The following is a 17,368-nucleotide window of genomic DNA, read 5'->3' as shown; positions in this document are numbered from 1 at the left end:
TACGGGGTGGTGGCGCTTGATGCAGGTCAAGCGCGGCGGGATGCCTCGGAGGCGAAGCCCTGCAGCTCGGGGTAGAAGCGACGGAAGGTATCGCTGAGCGGCTCGTACAAGCGCTCGATCTCCGCGAAGGCGCCGTCCAGCAGGCCGGGACGGGAGAAGCGGCGCGACATGCCGACCAGCACCTGCTCGATGATCGCGAAGTCGCGGTAGCTGCCGAGCCAGTCCTGCGCGGCCATGCGAGGGGCGATGAAGGCCAGCCGCTCGGGCAGCGCCGGCTCCTCGGCCAGCACCCGGTAGACCTGGCCGGTGAAGGCCGGCAGCGGCACCTCGGCATAGCGCTGCCAGTCGCGCGCCAGGCAGTGGTCGAAGAACAGGTCGAGGAGGATGCTGGCGACGCGCCGGCGCTCGGCCGGGAACAGCGCCCTGGCCTCGGCGGTGAGCGGGTGGGCATCGGTGAACACGTCGATGCGCCGATGCAGGCGGATACCGGCCTCGATGTCCGCCGGCCAGCGCCCGTCCAGCGGCCCCTTGACGAAGTCGCCGTAGAGGCTGCCGAGCAGTTGGGCGGGCTGGTCGCCGCCGAGGTGCAGGTGGGCGAGGTAATTCATCGGCCAAGCTTACGCCCATGGCCGGGGGCGCTTCCATCAGCCAGCGTGATGAAGACTATCGGCACAAACGATCCTGTATCGCCCGGAGCCGATATATAGTTCGCCCATTCCCGATATGGCTTTACCCGGATTGCCCAATGACCACGCCCATCGACATCGACGAAATCATCAAGGCCCTCGCCCATCCGGTGCGGCGCGAGATGCTGCAGTGGCTGAAAGACCCGCACAAGCACTTCGTCGAACAGGACCACCCGTTCGAGATCGGCGTCTGCGCCGGCAAGTTCGACCAGCGCACGGGGCTTTCGCAGTCGACCGTCTCGGTGCACCTGGCGACCCTGCAGCGTGCCGGGCTGGTCACCAGCCGCAAGGTCGGGCAGTGGAGCTTCTTCAAAAGAAATGAAGCCGTAATCAGTGAATTCCTTCGCCAGATGAGCGACGAGCTCTAGGCCTTCATACCTGCCACAACCCTCAACTTTCCAGGAGCAGGCCAATGCCGACTTCGCTTCTCGTCCTCGCTTTGTCCGCGTTCGCCATCGGCACCACGGAATTCGTGATCATGGGGCTGCTGCCCGATGTAGCCGCCGACCTCGGCGTGTCGATTCCCGGCGCCGGCTGGCTGGTCACCGGCTACGCCCTGGGCGTGGCCGTGGGCGCCCCGTTCATGGCCATGGCAACGGCCCGCTTCCCCCGCAAGGCCGCGCTGCTGGCACTGATGGGCATCTTCATCCTCGGCAACCTGCTGTGCGCGGTGGCCGCCAACTACGAGTTGCTGATGCTGGCGCGGGTGGTCACCGCCCTCTGCCATGGCGCCTTCTTCGGTATCGGTTCGGTGGTCGCCGCCAGCCTGGTGCCGGAGAACCGCAAGGCCTCGGCCGTGGCGCTGATGTTCACCGGCCTGACCCTGGCCAACGTGCTCGGCGTGCCCCTGGGCACCGCGCTGGGCCAGGCCGCCGGCTGGCGCTCGACCTTCTGGGCCGTGACCCTGATCGGCATCGCCGCGCTGATCGGCCTGTGGCGCGTGCTGCCCAACCGACATGACGAAGAGAAGGCCGACATGCGCAGCGAAATGGCCGCGCTCAACGGCGCGGGGCTGTGGCTGGCGCTGTCGACCACCGTGCTGTTCTCCGCTGCCGTGTTCTGCATCTTCACCTACGTGGCACCGCTGCTGGGCGAAGTCACCGGCGTCTCGCCCCGTGGCGTGACCCTGAGCCTGCTGCTGATCGGCCTGGGCCTGACCCTGGGCAATGTCATCGGCGGCCGCCTGGCCGACTGGAAGCTGGCGCAGACCCTGATGGGCGTGTTCGTCGCCCTGGCCGTCGCCTCCACGGCGCTGAGCTGGACCAGCGTGGCGCTGATCCCCACCGAGATCACCCTGTTCCTCTGGGCCACGGCCGCCTTCGCCGCCGTGCCCGCCCTGCAAGTCAACGTGGTGGCCTTCGGCGCCGGTGCGCCGAACCTGGTCTCCACCCTGAACATCGGCGCCTTCAACGTGGGCAACGCCCTCGGCGCCTGGGTCGGCGGCCTGGTCATCGACCAGGGCCTGGGCCTGACCCGTGTCCCACTGGCCGCAGCCGTGCTGGCGATCCTCGCCCTGGTCGCGACCGTCCTGACCTTCAGTCAACGCAAACCCGAGCTGGAAACCGCTCTCGACTAAACCGAGGTGTATCCCATGGCAACGCTTTTCGATCCCATCAAGATCGGCGAACTGGAACTCGCCAACCGCATCATCATGGCCCCGCTGACCCGCTGCCGCGCCGACGAGGGCCGCGTGCCCAACGCGCTGATGGCCGAGTACTACACCCAGCGCGCCTCCGCCGGCCTGATCATCAGCGAGGCCACCTCCGTGACCCCGCTGGGCGTCGGCTACCCCGACACCCCCGGCATCTGGAGCGACGAGCAGGTCAAGGGCTGGAGCAACATCACCAAGGCCGTGCACGCCAACGGCGGCAAGATCGTCCTGCAGCTGTGGCACGTGGGCCGCATCTCCGACCCCAGCTACCTGGGCGGCGAAACCCCGGTCGCCCCCAGCGCCATCGCCGCCAAGGGCCACGTCAGCCTGCTGCGCCCGCTGCGTGACTACCCGGTGCCCCGCGCCCTGGAAACCGAAGAGATCGGCGACATCATCGAGGCCTACCGCGTGGGCGCCGAGAACGCCCAGGCCGCCGGCTTCGACGGCGTGGAGCTGCACGCCGCCAACGGCTACCTGATCGACCAGTTCCTGCAGGACAGCACCAACAAGCGCACCGACCTCTACGGCGGCTCCCTGGAGAACCGCGCACGCCTGCTGCTGGAGGTGACCGACGCACTGATCAAGGTCTGGGGCGCAGGCCGCGTGGGCGTGCACCTGGCGCCGCGCGCCGACTCCCACGACATGGGCGACTCCAACCGCGCCGAGACCTTCGGCTACGTCGCCCGTGAGCTGGGCAAGCGTGGCGTGGCCTTCATCTGCGCCCGCGAGAAGGTCGCCGACGACAGCCTGACCCCGAGCCTGAAGGAAGCCTTCGGCGGCGTGTTCATCGCCAACGAACGCTTCACCAAGGAACAGGCCAACGCCTGGCTGGCCGAAGGCAAGGCCGATGCCGTGGCCTTCGGCATCCCCTTCATCGCCAACCCCGACCTGCCAGCGCGTCTGGCCCAGGACGCCCCGCTGAACGAGCCGCACCCGGAAACCTTCTACGGCAAGGGCCCGGTCGGCTACATCGACTACCCGCGCCTGTAAGCGGCGACGCTGCGATGAACCAAGCCCCGGCCCGCAAGGCCGGGGCTTTTTCGTGGCTGTGGATAAGTGCGGGCGACGGAAGAGCCGCCGGCCAACACGAACCGTAGGATGGCGTAGAGCGCAGCGAAACCCATCACCACCGTTGCCGGTGACAACGGAGCGCGATTGCATGCAGAACGGGCGAATGAATTCGCCCCAACAGGGTGCTCCCGGCAACATCGCGATCCGTCCGGGCATGAAAAAGCCCCGGTCCTTGCGGAGCAGGGCTTTTCATGGCGGCAGGGATCAGCGGGCGTTGATCTGCTGCTGCAGGTTCTGCACCTGGCTTTGCAGGGTGCTGATGTTGCGGGTCATCTGTGCGCGGAAGGCGTCGAACTCGGCGGTGTTGCCGCCCACGTTCTGGGCCGGTGCCGGGCGGTTGTCCAGTTCGCTGCGCAGCACCAGCAGGTCCTGTTCCAGGCTCTTGATCGCCTGGTTGGGGTTGCCCTGCTTCTTCAGCGCGTCGACTTCAGCGGAGAGGGCCTTCAGGCGCTCGTCGACCTTGGAGGAATCGCCCTGGGCAGCCTTGAGCTTGCCCTGCTCGTCCGCCAGGCCCTTGAGGCGGCCATCGAGCTGGCCGGCGGTGCCCTCCTGGGCCTTGAGGTCGGCGGCGATCTGGTCGACACGCTTGCCCTGGCCGCCGATCTGGGTGTTGAGGCTCTGCTGCTGCTTGACCAGTTCGGCGACCTTGCCCTGCAGTTGCTTGAGCTCGAGCTTCAGCGACTCGCTGCCGCTGGTGACGTTGGATTCGGTGGCGACCACCTTGCCGCTGATGTCCTGGATGCGACCGGCGGCTTCCTCGCTGATGCGGGCGAAGCTCTCCTGGGTAGCGACCAGTTGCTGCTCCATCAGCGAGATCTGCTGGAAGCTCCACCAGCCGAGGCCGCAGAAAGCGATCAGCAGCGCGCCGATCAACGCCCACAGCGGGCCGGTGCTGGGCACCTTGACCGCCGCTGCATGGCCGTGGCCCGCATGGCCGGGCTGGGCGTGGGCGGCGTGGCCATGGTGGCCGTACGCGTCGCGATCCCGGGAGTCGGTGGTCAGGCTGGGGACATCGTCCAGTTCATCGAGAGCATCGTTACGCATGGTTGACCTTCGGAAGAGAGCGCTAAGGGCCGCGGCTGGCCACAAGTGCGCCAGTATACCGTTTCGCTCGGGCGGCATCAGCGTCGCGCCAAGCTGGTGCGATTTCGCACCGCCACGGGGCGACGCACGGTCGATCGACCCGCTGCAGGCCCCAGGGTTCCTGAATACGTGAACTGGTACGCACCTTGCTAATCACCCCATAGGGCGTCTTGGGGGCGCCTCAGCCTGGCGGGCCCGTGCAGTGGGGGCCCGACGCGCTCCGCCGATCCGGGAAGAGACGGACGGAGCTCTCTTCTGATCATGGGGGGATTACGCGTGGAACTGACCAAAGCCGTACTGGACTGCATGCAAACCCTGCGTCGGCAGATTCGCGAGGAGCAGGCGCTGGACATCCGTCTCAGCCAGCCCGACGCCATCCAGTCGATGCTCAAGGCCTGCGCCGAGTCGCGACAGGACAGCATCATCAGCCTGGGCGAACGGCTCAGCGAACTCACCGGCATCCGCGTGAAGAAGGAGCTGAGCGAGGAAGAGCTGATCCGCAAGTACACCCAGTACGCCGGCCCGCTGCGCGGCTGAGCCGCCTCAGGACTGCTGGGCCTTCCACCAGGTGCAGAACTCGTCCAGTGCCGACCAGACGCTGGCCGCGGGGTCGTACTCCAGGTACTGCCGTGCACGGCTGATGTCGAGGGAGAAATCCCGCGCCATCACCGCCACGCCGAGGCGGAACAGCGAAGGTTCCGGGCGCCCCGGCAGCAGCTTGCAGACGGTCTCGTTGATAGTCGCCGCCGCGTGGGCGATGCCGAAGGGCACGTGCCGGTCCACCGGCGGCAGGTCGAGGCGGCGCAGCACGTAGTTGACCACGTCCCACAGCGGCACCGGCTGGCCGTTGCTGATGTTGTACACCTTGCCCAGCGCCGGCCCCGCCGCCAGCAGGCCGCTCAGCAACACCTCGTTGAGGTTGTGCACGCTGGTGAAGTCCACCTTGTTCAGGCCGTTGCCGATGATCGCCAGGCGACCCTTGCGCTGCATCTCGATCAGCCGCGGGAAGATGCTGGTGTCGCCGGCCCCGGTGACGAAGCGCGGGCGGAAGGCGATCACTTCCAGGCCGAATTCCTCGGCGGCGAACACCTTCTGCTCGGCCAGGTACTTGGTGGCGCCGTAGTGGTCGGAAAAGCGCTTGGGCACCTGCTCCTCGCGGATGCCCACATGGGAGCGACCGTCGAAATAGATGGAAGGCGAGGACAGGTGCACCAGGCGCCGCACCTTCCGCTTCAGGCAGGCTTCGACCATGTTCTCGGTGACTTCGACGTTGGCCTGGTAGAAATGCTGGTAGCTACCCCAGACCCCCACCGCGCCGGCGCAATGCACCACGGCCTCGACGTCGTCGCAAAGGGCCAGCGCCAGCTTAGGGTCGGCCAGGTCGCCCTGGACGAATTCAGCGCCGCGCCGCACCAGGTGCTCCACCGCTTCGGGGCGACGGCCATTGATCCGCACCGCCAGGCCCTGCTCCAGCGCGAAGCGAGCGAAGCGCCCGCCGATGAAGCCGCTCGCCCCCGTTACCAGAATCTTCATTGCTCATCCCCCGGTGTTCTCGTCATGCCTGCGACTCTAGCAGCGCGGGCCAGGCGGCGCCGTGGCGTCGCGAGCCAGCGGCCCGACCTTGAAAGCCAAGACGCCCAACCTAGGTCCGGCATCACGTGGCGAAGAGACGGCTAGTCTTGTCGACCACGTCAACGAGGAGATACGGCATGGGCGATTCAGCCTGGATGATCTACGGCGCCAACGGCTACACCGGCCGGCTGGTAGCCGCCGAAGCGGTGCGCCAGGGACTGGCGCCCATACTGGCCGGGCGCAACGCGCAGGAGGTGGAGCGCGTCGCCGCCGAGCTGTCGCTGCCTGCCCGCACCTTCGACCTGGCCGACCCGCTGGCCAGCCGTGCGGCAATCGCGGGGGTGACGGTCGTGGCCCATTGCGCCGGCCCCTTCTCCGCCACCAGCGCGCCGATGATCGAGGCATGCCTGGCCAGCGCCAGTCACTACGTCGACATCACCGGCGAGATCGCCGTGTTCGAGCAGGCCCGTGCCTACGACCTGCTGGCCAGGGAAGCGGCCCTGGTGATCTGCCCGGGCGTCGGCTTCGACGTCATTCCCACCGATTGCGTGGCGGCCTGCCTGAAGCAGGCGCTGCCGGATGCCAGCCACCTGGCGCTGGGCTTCGACACCGGCAGCGGCCTGTCGCCGGGCACCGCCAAGACCTCGGTGGAGGGGCTGCGCCTGGGCGGGCAGGTACGCCGGGATGGCGAACGCGTCAGGGTGCCCCTGGGCTACCGCCAGCGACGCATCGACTTCGGCCGTGGCGAGAAGAACGCGGTGACCATCCCCTGGGGCGATGTGGCCACGGCCTATTACTCCACGGGCATCCCCAATATCGAGGTCTACCTGCCGGCACCACCGGCGGCGGCCCTGGGCATGCGCCTGATCGACCCGCTGCGCGGCCTGCTGGGCGGCGCGGCGGCGCAGAAGTGGCTGAAGGGCCAGGTGGACAAGCGCGTGCGCGGCCCCGACCAGGCCACCCGTGAACGCCTGCGCACCTGGGTCTGGGGCGAGGCACGCAACGCCGCCGGGGAAACCCGCACCGCGCACCTGGAAACGGCCAACGGCTACGAGGTCACCGTCCACGGCGTGCTGCTCGCCGTGCGCCACCTGCTCGCCTACAACGGGCCCGGGGGCTACCGCACGCCGTCGCAGCTGTTCGGCGAGCGCTGCGTGGAGCAGTTGCCGGGCAGCGGGCGCATCCGCATCGCCTGAATCAGGCCTGCACCAGCCAGCGGGCACCGGCGTGGGCCAGGTGCTCGGTGAGCTGGGCGAGCAGCTCGCCGCCGTGGCGCCAGTGATGCCAGTAGAGCGGCACGTCGATGGGGCGCCCGGGAATCAGCTCGCGCAGCTCCCCCCGCGCCAGCTGGCCTTCCACCTGGTGCTCGGGCACCAGCCCCCAGCCCAGGCCGCCTTCGGTGAGACGCACGAAGCCCTCGGACGACGGGCAGAGGTGATGGGGGAAGCTGCCGGCGATGCCCAATGACTCCATGTAGCGGTGCTGGAGCAGGTCGTCGGGCCCGTAGACGATGGAAGGCGACCGGGCCAGCGCCGCCGGGGTGACGCCCTCGGCGAAGTGCCGGGCGATGAAGGCCGGGCTGGCCAGCGCGCGATAGCGCATGGCGCCCAGGGGAATGCTGCGCGCCCCGGCCACCGGCCGCTCGGCACCGCATACGCACCCCGCCACCTCGCCGGCACGCATGCGCTTGAGGCCGACGTCCTGGTCCTCCACCACCAGGTCCATCAGCACCTCGTGGCGCGAGCAGAAGTCCGCCACCGCCCGCGCCCACCAGGTGGCCAGGGTGTCGGCGTTGATGGCGATGCGCAGGCGCTCGCGGGGGCCACCTTCGTCCAGGGCCGGCACCTGGGACTGCAGGTCGCGCTCCAGCAGGCGCACCTGCTGCACGTGGTTGAGCAGGCGGGTGCCGATCTCGGTCGAGGTGGGCGGCGTGGCGCGCACCAGCACCGGCTGGCCGACCCGCGCCTCCAGCAGCTTGATGCGCTGGGACACCGCCGACTGCGACAGGCCGAGTACCTGTGCAGCGCGCTCGAAGCCGCCCTGCTCCACCACCGCCGCCAGGGCGGCCAGCAACTTGTAGTCGAACAAATCGATTTTCCTAATAGGGGATCAGCATGATTTGTTTTTCTTATACACGCCTCCTCCGCAGAATCGCCACATCTCCCCCTCGAACAGGACCCCCTCCATGGCCGGCGAAACCTCCCTCGCACTGCTGATCCGCAGCATGTCCCCGCACCTGAACGAGGGCGACTACGTGTTCTGCACCCTCGACGAAACCCGCGCGCTGCAAGGCTGCGAGGCCGTCGGCAGCTTCCGCGAGCGCGAGGGACTGACCGTGATCCTGGCCCGCGAGGACGCCGACCGTCTCGGCCTGGCCTACGACTACGTAGCCGCCTGGATCACCCTGGAGGTGCATTCCTCGCTGGCCGCCGTCGGCCTCACCGCCGCCTTCGCCGGCGCCCTCGCCCAGGCCGGCGTCAGCTGCAACGTCATCGCCGGCTATTACCACGACCACCTGTTCGTCGCCCGCAGCGATGCCGAACGCGCCCTCTCCACCCTGCGGGCGCTGGCCGCCAGCGCCGGGGAGGCCTGAGCCATGTGGCAGAGCTACCTCAACGGGATGCTGGTGGCGGCGGGGCTGATCATCGCCATCGGCGCGCAGAACGCCTTCGTCCTGGCCCAGAGCCTGCGCCGCGAGCACCACTTGCCGGTGGCCGCGCTCTGCGTGCTGTGCGATGCGGTGCTGGTCTGCGCCGGGGTCTTCGGCCTGGCCACGCTGCTGGCTCAGAACCCGACGCTGCTGGCCGTCGCGCGCTGGGGCGGCATCGCCTTCCTCAGCTGGTACGGCGCCAAGGCGCTGCTCCGGGCGCTCGCCCCGCAGACGCTGGGCCAGGCGGCAAACGCCGGCCCGCGCTCACGCAAGGCGGTGCTGCTGGCGGCCCTGGCGGTGACCCTGCTCAACCCCCACGTGTACCTGGACACGGTGCTGCTGATCGGCTCCCTGGGCGCCCAGCAGCCGGTGCCCGGTGCCTACGCCCTGGGCGCCGCCAGCGCCTCGCTGATCTGGTTCTTCGCCCTGGCCCTGGGCGCCGCCTGGCTGGCGCCCTGGCTGGCCAGGCCAGCCACCTGGCGCCTGCTCGACTTCGGCGTGGCACTGATGATGTTCGCCATGGCCGCACAATTGCTGAACGGTCTCTGAGCACGCCTTGTCGAACCCGTCAGGCACGATGCAAAGGCCCTGGCGCCGCGATTTCCACACGTTTGCTGCGTGGTTATGCCGCAGGGCCGATGCTATGATCCGGGCTTCGCGGCAAAAAAGAGTACAAACTCGCAGCCGCCTACCGGCCGCCCGTGAACGGCCCCGCGCCTCGCGCACAAATCCAGACCTGATGAAGGAGATAGACATGGCTTTCGAATTGCCGCCGCTGCCGTACGAGAAGAATGCCCTCGAGCCGCACATTTCCGCCGAGACCCTGGAAGTCCACCACGACAAGCACCACAACACCTATGTCGTGAACCTGAACAACCTGGTTCCGGGCACCGAGTTCGAAGGCAAGAGCCTGGAAGAGATCGTCAAGACCTCGTCGGGCGGCATCTTCAACAACGCCGCCCAGGTGTGGAACCACACCTTCTACTGGAACTGCCTGAGCCCCAACGGCGGTGGCCAGCCCACCGGCGCCCTGGCTGACGCCATCAACGCTGCCTTCGGTTCCTTCGACAAGTTCAAGGAAGAGTTCAGCAAGACCTCCATCGGCACCTTCGGCTCCGGCTGGGGCTGGCTGGTGAAGAAGGCCGACGGCTCCCTGGCCCTGGCCAGCACCATCGGTGCCGGCTGCCCGCTGACCAGCGGCGACACTCCGCTGCTGACCTGCGACGTCTGGGAACACGCCTACTACATCGACTACCGCAACCTGCGTCCGAAGTACGTCGAGGCATTCTGGAACCTGGTCAACTGGGACTTCGTAGCCAAGAACTACGCTGCCTGAGACCCGCTCCAGCTCCACGAAAAGACCCGGCCCTAGTGCCGGGTCTTTTCATTTGCGCGTCCGGCGCGGACGCGCCCCGGTGCGAAGCTTGCAGGGCCATGGGCGCTAGACGGCGCGCAGCCGGGCCTGTGGGACGCGCCGTCCGCCGGCTCGCCAAGGCATTGGCCCAGGCTGTGCCAGAATAAATCCGTCGAACGGCATTCAAGTAGGGAGGATGTGCACCGACACAGTGCGGGATGGGACAAGGTTCGTCCGCCCATGCGCCGGTAGAGGACCGGGCAAGGTGAAAATACCCGCATTTGCGTAATGGCCCTTTGACGGCTATCTCGTGTTTGCCAATACTCAAGCGGTCTGACGCCTACCGGCATCGAACAAGGAATCCCTACTTGAAGCTGGATCTCAAACACAGCTTGTCACTGAAGTTGCTCCGCGTGGTGCTGATGTCCGCGCTGGTGGTCGGTGTAGTGCTGAGCTGCGCGCAGATAGTGTTCGACGTCTACAAGACACGGCAGGCGGTGGCCAACGACGCCCATCGCATCCTCGGCATGTTCCGCGACCCCTCGACCCAGGCCGTCTACAGCCTCGACCGGGAGATGGGCATGCAGGTCATCGAGGGCCTGTTCCAGCACGAGTCGGTCCGCTTCGCCGCCATCGGCCACCCCAACGAGCCGATGCTCGCCGAGAAATCCCGCCCGCTGATGGAGCTGCCGACGCGCTGGCTCACCGACGCGATCCTCGGCAAGGAACAGAACTTCACCACCCAACTGGTGGGCCGCGGCCCGTACAGCGAGTACTACGGCGACCTCAACATCACCCTGGACACCGCGCCCTACGGCGAGGACTTCGTCATCAGCTCGGTGATCATCTTCGTCTCCGGCGTATTGCGCGCCCTGGCCATGGGCCTGGTGCTCTACTCGGTCTACCACTGGCTGCTGACCAAGCCGCTGTCGAAGATCATCGAGCACCTCACCAACATCAACCCGGACCGCCCCAGCGAACACAAGCTGCCCATGCTCAAGGGCAACGAGAAGAACGAACTGGGGCTGTGGATAAACACCGCCAACGAGTTGCTGGCCTCCATCGAGCGCAACACCCACCTGCGCCGGGAAGCGGAAAACAGCCTGCTGCGAATGGCCCAGTACGACTTCCTCACGGGCCTGCCCAACCGCCAGCAGCTGCAGCAGCAGCTGGACCAGATCCTCGATGATGCCGGCCGCCTGCAGCGCCGCGTCGCCGTGCTCTGCGTGGGGCTGGACGATTTCAAGGGCGTCAACGAACAGTTCAGCTACCAGACAGGCGACCAGTTGCTGATCGCCCTCGCCGACCGCCTGCGCGGCCACAGCGGCCGGCTCGGCGCGCTGGCCCGCCTGGGGGGCGACCAGTTCGCCCTGGTCCAGGCCGATATCGAGCAGCCTTATGAAGCGGCCGAACTGGCCCAGAGCGTGCTCGACGACCTTGAGGCGCCCTTCGCCCTGGAGCAGCAGGAAGTGCGCCTGCGCGCCACCATCGGCATCACCCTGTTCCCGGAAGACGGCGACAGCACCGAGAAGCTGCTGCAGAAAGCCGAACAGACCATGACCCTGGCCAAGAGCCGCTCGCGCAACCGCTACCAGTTCTACATCGCCAGCGTCGACAGCGAGATGCGTCGCCGCCGCGAGCTGGAGAAGGACCTGCGCGAAGCCCTCACCCGCAACGAGCTGCACCTGGTCTACCAGCCCCAGGTCGACTACCGCGACCACCGCGTGGTCGGCGTCGAGGCGCTGCTGCGCTGGCAGCACCCGCAGCATGGCTTCGTGCCGCCGGACCTGTTCATCCCCCTGGCCGAGCAGAACGGCTCCATCATCCCCATCGGTGAATGGGTGCTCGACCAGGCCTGCCGCCAGTTGCGCGAATGGCACGACCAGGGCTTCAGCGAGCTGCGCATGGCCATCAACCTCTCCACCGTGCAGTTGCACCACGCCGAGCTGCCGCGGGTGGTCAACAACCTGCTGCAGGTCTACCGCCTGCCGCCGCGCAGCCTGGAAGTGGAAGTCACCGAGACCGGCCTGATGGAGGACATCTCCACCGCCGCCCAGCACCTGCTGAGCCTGCGCCGCTCCGGCGCACTGATCGCGATCGACGACTTCGGGACCGGCTACTCCTCGCTGAGCTACTTGAAGAGCCTGCCGCTGGACAAGATCAAGATCGACAAGAGCTTCGTCCAGGACGTGCTCGAGGACGAGGACGACGCCACCATCGTGCGCGCCATCATCCAGCTCGCCCGCAGCCTGGGCATGCAGGTGATCGCCGAAGGCGTGGAGACCCAGGAGCAGGAGGCGTACATCATCTCCCAGGGTTGCAACGAGGGTCAGGGCTACCTGTACAGCAAGCCCCTGCCCGCCCGCGAGCTCACCGGCTACCTCAAGCAGGCGCGCCGCCTGACCAACGCCGCCTCCAACCCCGCGACGCTCTGAACCCGGAAATGAAAAAGCCCGCCTCGAAGGCGGGCTTCTTCATGGCTGTGGTTCGTGTTCATGCGCGCCCTTCCCGGGCTGAAGCCCGGGCTACGGGACAGGGTCGACAGACAGATTGGCGCGTAGGTTGGTGCCAAGCGCAGCGAGGCCCAACGCAAGGGCGCGAGGCGTCACATCAGCCCCGTCACCTGCAACAGGTACACGGTGCCCACCGCTCCAGCGATGCACACCAGTCCACCCCCCAGGGCCTGCCAGTAGAAGGAGCGCGCCAGCACGTCCTCGCCATGGCTGGAAAGCAGGAAGGGCCGCGACTCGCCCGGCTTGCGCAGGTGGTTCACCGCAGGTGCCGCGCTGGTGGAACGGTGGCGGTCCTCGGCCTCCAGCTGGGCGGCGAGGCGCACGCGGTTCCACTCGGCCTCGTCCAACTGGCCATCGCCGTTGCTGTCGAAACGCCGCAGCAGCCCGGCGAAATCGCTCTTCCATTCACGGATCACCGCGCCCTGAGCCGCCGAGCCATCGAAGCCCTGGTGCCCCGCGCCGGCGGTATGGAAATCACCGATGGCGTAGAGCGGGCCGCCGAGGTGCAGGCGCTCCTCGGTGTAACGGTATTCACCGCCCCCCAGCAGCATGCCGAAGAACCCGGCCGGAGCCGCGCCATTGCGCGGGTGGCGCTGGTTGCCCTTCCACACCTCGCGGGTGGAGGGGCGCACTTCGGCGCCACGCGGGTCGATCAGGCAATCGCCGGTGCCATCGCCCAGTTGCAGCCACTGGTCGCTGGTGCCGCTTTCGATCACCCGCCAGCTCTTGTTCTTGCCACTCTCCTGATACTCCTCGATCCGGAAGCGCCACCACAGGCAGGGCTTGCCGGTGAGCGGCGCCTGCAGCTGGCCGAGGGTGGATTCCTGGAGCACGCCGTAGAGCTCCACATAGCCCTGGGCGGCGGAGCGGATCTTCGAGGTCGGCGTGTCCAGCAGGAAGCGCGCCTCGGACAGGCGCTTGATGCACCACCACCCGCCGCCGAAGAAGGCACCGAGGCTGAAGGCCAGGCTCATCGCGAGCCCGGCGGCATCACCGCCGGCCATCAGTTGAACAGCGACTTGAGGTCGACGTCGGCTTTCTCGGCCTCGCTGAACACCAGCAGCTCGGCGGGCTTGAAGCCGAACAGGCGAGCCAGCAGCACGTCGGGGAACTGCTCGATGCGCACGTTGTTGAGGTTCACCGCCTCGTTGTAGAGCTCGCGACGGTCGGCGATACCGTTCTCCAGCCCGCTGATGCGCTGCTGGAGGAACTGGAAGCTTTCGTTGGCCTTGAGCTGCGGGTAGTTCTCCGCCAGGGCGAAGAGCTGGCCGAGGCCCGCGCGCAGGCCGCTCTCGGCCTGGCCCAGGGCACCGACGTCGCCACGCTCGCGGGCACTGGCCACGGCGTTGCGGGCGGCGATGACGTTCTCCAGGGTGGTGCGCTCGTGCTGCATGTACTGCTTGCAGGTTTCCACCAGCTTGGGCAGCTCGTCGTGGCGTTGCTTGAGCAGCACCTCGATGTTCGACCAGGCCTTGGTCACCCCGTGCTTGAGGCGCACCAGGGCGTTGTAGAGCGTCACCGCGTAAGCGGCGACCAGCAGGGCAGCGACGATCAGGGCAACACTGGTCAGGGACATGCGAGCGACTCCTTGGCTTCGGTGGAACTTGACTGCTGGCATTCTAACGTCAGCCCGGCTGGCGCATAGAGACGACGGGCACATCCCGCATCCAGGGGACGGTGCATCGGGCCTTTTCAAAAATGCAAATCTTTCGCATTATGTCGCGGTTTCTCGGGCGCAATTGCGCCACGTCCCCCACAACACGCAAAGGAATTCGCCATGAGTCGTATGCCCCTGGCTACTGCCAGCCTGCTTGCCATCGCCATCACCCTCGCCGGTTGCGGCGACGACAAGGACAAGGCCGCAGCACCGCAAGCCGCCGCTCCCGCAGCCGCCAGCAGCACCCCAGCCGCGACCGTAGCGAAAGTCGATGAAGCCGCCGCCAAGGCCGTGGTCAAGCACTACGCCGACCTGGCCCTGGCCGTCTTCAGCGACGCCCACAGCACCGCCGTCGACCTGCAGAAAGCCGTCGACGCCTTTATCGCCAAGCCTGGCGACGACACCCTGAAAGCCGCCCGTGAAGCCTGGCTGGCCGCCCGCACCCCGTACATGCAGAGCGAAGTCTTCCGCTTCGGCAACGCCGTCGTCGACGACTGGGAAGGCGGCCTCAACGCCTGGCCGCTGGACGAGGGCCTGATCGACTACGTCGCCAAGGACTACCAGCACGCGCTGGGCAACCCGGGCGCCACCGCCAACATCATCGCCAACAAGGAAATCCAGGTCGGCGAAGACAAGATCGACGTCACCGAGATCACCGGCGAGAAGCTCTCCAGCCTCAACGAGCTGGGCGGCTCCGAAGCCAACGTCGCCACCGGCTACCACGCCATCGAATTCCTCCTCTGGGGCCAGGACCTGAACGGCACCGGCCCGGGCGCCGGCAACCGCCCGGCCACCGACTACGCCCAGGGCAAGGACTGCACCGGCGGCAACTGCGACCGCCGCGCCGCCTACCTGAAGGCCGCCACCGACCTGCTGGTCAGCGACCTGGAATACATGGTCGGCCAGTGGAAAGCCGGCGTCGCCGACAACTACCGCGCCAAGCTGGAAGCCGAGCCTGCCGAATCCGGCCTGCGCAAGATGCTGTTCGGCATGGGCAGCCTGTCCCTGGGCGAACTGGCCGGCGAGCGCATGAAGGTCGCCCTGGAAGCCAACTCGCCCGAGGACGAGCACGACTGCTTCAGCGACAACACCCACAACTCGCACTTCTACAACGGCAAGGGCATCCGCAACGTGTACCTGGGCGAGTACAAGAAGGTCGACGGCACCACCCTGACCGGCCCGAGCCTGTCCTCCCTGGTGGCCAAGATCGACGCCGCGACCGACGCCACCCTGAAGGCCGACCTGGAAGCCACCGAAGCCAAGCTGCAAGTGCTGGTGGACAGCGCCGACAAGGGCGTGCACTTCGACCAACTGATCGCCCCGGACAACGCCGAAGGCAACCAGATCGTCCGTGACGCCATCGCCGCCCTGGTCAAGCAGACCGGTGCCATCGAGCAGGCCGCCGGCAAGCTGGGCATCAGCGACCTGAAACCGGACAACGCCGATCACGAGTTCTGATCGCCCCGGTAACCCGCCAAGCGGATGCGGCGCAACGCCGCATCCGCTTTTTTGTGCGCGTCAGGCAGCCATGACGAGCGCGCCTGCCGACCGCTCCACATGCGGGCTCCGGCCCTCGCCCCGGCCTTTTTGACGCACCCGCGCCAGCCTCGGAAGGACCCTAGAGGCAAACGCAAATCCCTCTTATTTAATGATCCTTCGCCTGCTAACATTGCCCGCCTGTTTTCAGCCGACCGGACCCTCCAATGCCCGCCTCATCGGCCTTTCGCCGCGCATTTCCCCTGCTGCTAGCACTTGGCCTGGGCGCTTGCGACGACACGCCACGCTTCACCCGGGCCGAGCCGGGCGAGCACCTTTCCGGCGGCGCCACCACGGTCGAGCAGAGTGATCGCAATGCCTTCTCGCTGCCCTCGGCCAACCTGCCGCCGAGCCGCCGCCTGGACTTCAGCGTCGGCAACAGCTTCTTCCGCAATCCCTGGGTGATCGCGCCCTCCTCCACCACCGCACGTGACGGCCTGGGCCCGCTGTTCAACACCAACGCCTGCCAGAACTGCCACATCAAGGACGGCCGCGGCCACCCGCCCGAAGCGGGCGCGGTCAACGCCGTGTCCATGCTCGTGCGCCTGTCGATTCCCGCCGAGGCCAAGGCCGAGCACCAGCAGGCCCTGGAGCGCCTGGGGGTGGTGCCCGAACCGGTCTACGGCGGCCAGCTGCAGGACGTGGCCATCCCCGGCGTCGCCCCGGAAGGCAAGGTGCGCATGCGCTACGAAGCCGTCCCGGTGACCCTCGCCGACGGCACCCGCGTCGAGCTGCAGAAACCGATCCTGGAGATCACCCAGCTCGGCTACGGTCCCCTGCACCCGCAGACGATGTTCTCCGCCCGCGTCGCCCCGCCGATGATCGGCCTGGGCCTGCTGGAAGCCATTCCCGAATCCGCCATCCTCGCCAACGCGGGTGCCTCGAAGGACAAGCCCGCCGGCATCGTCGGCCGCGCCAACCGGGTCTGGGACGACGCCGCCGGCCAGACCGTGCTCGGCCGCTTCGGCTGGAAGGCCGGCCAGCCCAGCCTCAACCAGCAGAACGCCCACGCCTTCTCCGGCGACATGGGCCTGACCACCAGCCTGCTGCCCCGCGACGACTGCATGCCCGCCCAGGTCGACTGCCTGGCCGCCGTCAACGGCGGCGTGCCCGAGGTCAGCGACAACATCCTGCGCCTGGTGCTGTTCTACGCCCGCAACCTCGCGGTGCCCGCGCGGCGCCAGGTGAACGACCCGCTGGTGCTCGAAGGCAAGGGCCTGTTCCACCAGGCCGGCTGCCAGGGCTGCCACGTACCGAGCTTCACCACCGGCAGCGATGCCGCCGAGCCGGAGCTGGCCAACCAGGTGATCCGCCCCTACAGCGACCTGCTGCTGCACGACATGGGCGAAGGCCTGGCCGACGGCCGTCCCGAGTTCCAGGCCGGCGGCCGCGACTGGCGCACCGCGCCCCTCTGGGGCATCGGCCTGACCCAGGCGGTCAACGGCCACACCCGTTTCCTCCACGATGGGCGCGCCCGCAACCTGCTCGAGGCCATCCTCTGGCACGGCGGCGAGGCCGAGGCGGCGAAACAGACCGTCATGCGCTATGACGCTGGACAGCGAGCCGCGCTGCTGGCATTCCTGAATTCCCTTTAA

The 17,368-nt window shown here is 67.7% G+C and carries 17 protein-coding genes; 11 read left to right on the top strand and 6 right to left on the bottom strand.

Features of this window, described 5'->3' with window-relative positions; all coding sequences use genetic code 11:
- Positions 1 to 26: 26 nt before the first annotated feature.
- Positions 27 to 608 (bottom strand): ACP phosphodiesterase, encoded by a 582-nt coding sequence (locus PHLH3_RS06485; RefSeq protein ID WP_213628616.1) that lies wholly within the window; start codon positions 606 to 608, stop codon positions 27 to 29.
- 137 nt (positions 609 to 745) lie between these two features.
- Here PHLH3_RS06485 and PHLH3_RS06480 point away from each other — a divergent pair, with 137 nt between their 5' ends.
- From PHLH3_RS06480 to PHLH3_RS06470, 3 genes are read left to right on the top strand one after another with little or no spacing between them, the layout of a single operon-like run.
- Positions 746 to 1,054 (top strand): helix-turn-helix transcriptional regulator, encoded by a 309-nt coding sequence (locus tag PHLH3_RS06480; RefSeq protein ID WP_213628615.1) that lies wholly within the window; start codon positions 746 to 748, stop codon positions 1,052 to 1,054.
- Positions 1,055 to 1,098: 44 nt separating this feature from the next.
- Positions 1,099 to 2,262 (top strand): MFS transporter, encoded by a 1,164-nt coding sequence (locus tag PHLH3_RS06475; RefSeq protein WP_213628614.1) that lies wholly within the window; start codon positions 1,099 to 1,101, stop codon positions 2,260 to 2,262.
- A gap of 15 nt (positions 2,263 to 2,277) precedes the next feature.
- A complete protein-coding gene (locus tag PHLH3_RS06470; RefSeq protein WP_173178778.1) occupies positions 2,278 to 3,327 on the top strand; it encodes an alkene reductase in 1,050 nt (349 codons plus the stop codon).
- A gap of 285 nt (positions 3,328 to 3,612) precedes the next feature.
- Here PHLH3_RS06470 and PHLH3_RS06465 read toward each other — a convergent pair whose 3' ends face one another.
- A complete protein-coding gene (locus tag PHLH3_RS06465; RefSeq protein ID WP_213628613.1) occupies positions 3,613 to 4,452 on the bottom strand; it encodes an ATPase in 840 nt (279 codons plus the stop codon).
- Between the two features lie 315 nt (positions 4,453 to 4,767).
- On the opposite strand from PHLH3_RS06465, the gene PHLH3_RS06460 reads away from it, so the two are divergent.
- A complete protein-coding gene (locus tag PHLH3_RS06460; protein WP_111263068.1) occupies positions 4,768 to 5,028 on the top strand; it encodes a hypothetical protein in 261 nt (86 codons plus the stop codon).
- Positions 5,029 to 5,034: 6 nt separating this feature from the next.
- Here the strand turns inward: PHLH3_RS06460 and PHLH3_RS06455 are convergent, their stop codons facing one another.
- Positions 5,035 to 6,024, bottom strand: coding sequence for an NAD-dependent epimerase/dehydratase family protein (locus PHLH3_RS06455; protein ID WP_213628612.1), 990 nt, complete (start codon positions 6,022 to 6,024; stop codon positions 5,035 to 5,037).
- 176 nt (positions 6,025 to 6,200) lie between these two features.
- Here PHLH3_RS06455 and PHLH3_RS06450 point away from each other — a divergent pair, with 176 nt between their 5' ends.
- A complete protein-coding gene (locus PHLH3_RS06450) occupies positions 6,201 to 7,259 on the top strand; it encodes a saccharopine dehydrogenase NADP-binding domain-containing protein (RefSeq protein WP_213628611.1) in 1,059 nt (352 codons plus the stop codon).
- A gap of 1 nt (position 7,260) precedes the next feature.
- Here PHLH3_RS06450 and PHLH3_RS06445 read toward each other — a convergent pair whose 3' ends face one another.
- Positions 7,261 to 8,157, bottom strand: a complete 897-nt coding sequence (locus PHLH3_RS06445) for a LysR family transcriptional regulator ArgP (protein ID WP_213630433.1) — start codon at positions 8,155 to 8,157, stop codon at positions 7,261 to 7,263.
- A gap of 91 nt (positions 8,158 to 8,248) precedes the next feature.
- Between PHLH3_RS06445 and PHLH3_RS06440 the strand changes: the two genes are divergently transcribed.
- The 4 genes from PHLH3_RS06440 (at position 8,249) to PHLH3_RS06425 (ending at position 12,502) form a co-directional block, all read left to right on the top strand.
- On the top strand, positions 8,249 to 8,656 hold the full coding sequence (locus tag PHLH3_RS06440; RefSeq protein WP_213628610.1) for an ACT domain-containing protein: 408 nt from the start codon (positions 8,249 to 8,251) through the stop codon (positions 8,654 to 8,656).
- A 3-nt stretch (positions 8,657 to 8,659) separates the two neighbouring features.
- Complete coding sequence (locus PHLH3_RS06435; protein WP_213628609.1) at positions 8,660 to 9,262, top strand: LysE/ArgO family amino acid transporter; 603 nt, start codon at positions 8,660 to 8,662, stop codon at positions 9,260 to 9,262.
- A 205-nt stretch (positions 9,263 to 9,467) separates the two neighbouring features.
- The gene (locus PHLH3_RS06430) at positions 9,468 to 10,049 is read left to right on the top strand and encodes a Fe-Mn family superoxide dismutase (RefSeq protein WP_213628608.1); all 582 of its coding nucleotides are present in this window, start codon (positions 9,468 to 9,470) and stop codon (positions 10,047 to 10,049) included.
- A gap of 386 nt (positions 10,050 to 10,435) precedes the next feature.
- Positions 10,436 to 12,502 (top strand): GGDEF domain-containing phosphodiesterase, encoded by a 2,067-nt coding sequence (locus PHLH3_RS06425; protein WP_213628607.1) that lies wholly within the window; start codon positions 10,436 to 10,438, stop codon positions 12,500 to 12,502.
- A gap of 170 nt (positions 12,503 to 12,672) precedes the next feature.
- Here PHLH3_RS06425 and PHLH3_RS06420 read toward each other — a convergent pair whose 3' ends face one another.
- Together PHLH3_RS06420 and PHLH3_RS06415 are read right to left on the bottom strand one after the other, a co-directional pair.
- Positions 12,673 to 13,554, bottom strand: coding sequence for an E3 ubiquitin ligase family protein (locus PHLH3_RS06420; protein ID WP_244863056.1), 882 nt, complete (start codon positions 13,552 to 13,554; stop codon positions 12,673 to 12,675).
- Positions 13,555 to 13,583: 29 nt separating this feature from the next.
- On the bottom strand, positions 13,584 to 14,156 hold the full coding sequence (locus tag PHLH3_RS06415; RefSeq protein WP_043241229.1) for a LemA family protein: 573 nt from the start codon (positions 14,154 to 14,156) through the stop codon (positions 13,584 to 13,586).
- 201 nt (positions 14,157 to 14,357) lie between these two features.
- Between PHLH3_RS06415 and PHLH3_RS06410 the strand changes: the two genes are divergently transcribed.
- Together PHLH3_RS06410 and PHLH3_RS06405 are read left to right on the top strand one after the other, a co-directional pair.
- Positions 14,358 to 15,695 (top strand): imelysin family protein, encoded by a 1,338-nt coding sequence (locus PHLH3_RS06410; RefSeq protein WP_111263058.1) that lies wholly within the window; start codon positions 14,358 to 14,360, stop codon positions 15,693 to 15,695.
- Positions 15,696 to 15,940: 245 nt separating this feature from the next.
- Positions 15,941 to 17,368: a di-heme oxidoredictase family protein gene (locus tag PHLH3_RS06405; RefSeq protein WP_213628605.1), complete on the top strand. Its 1,428-nt coding sequence runs from the start codon at positions 15,941 to 15,943 to the stop codon at positions 17,366 to 17,368.

Origin of the sequence: Pseudomonas sp. Pc102 (genome assembly GCF_018408275.1) — a bacterium.
Classification (GTDB): domain Bacteria; phylum Pseudomonadota; class Gammaproteobacteria; order Pseudomonadales; family Pseudomonadaceae; genus Metapseudomonas; species Metapseudomonas tohonis.
This window is presented reverse-complemented; position numbering and strand designations above follow the sequence as displayed.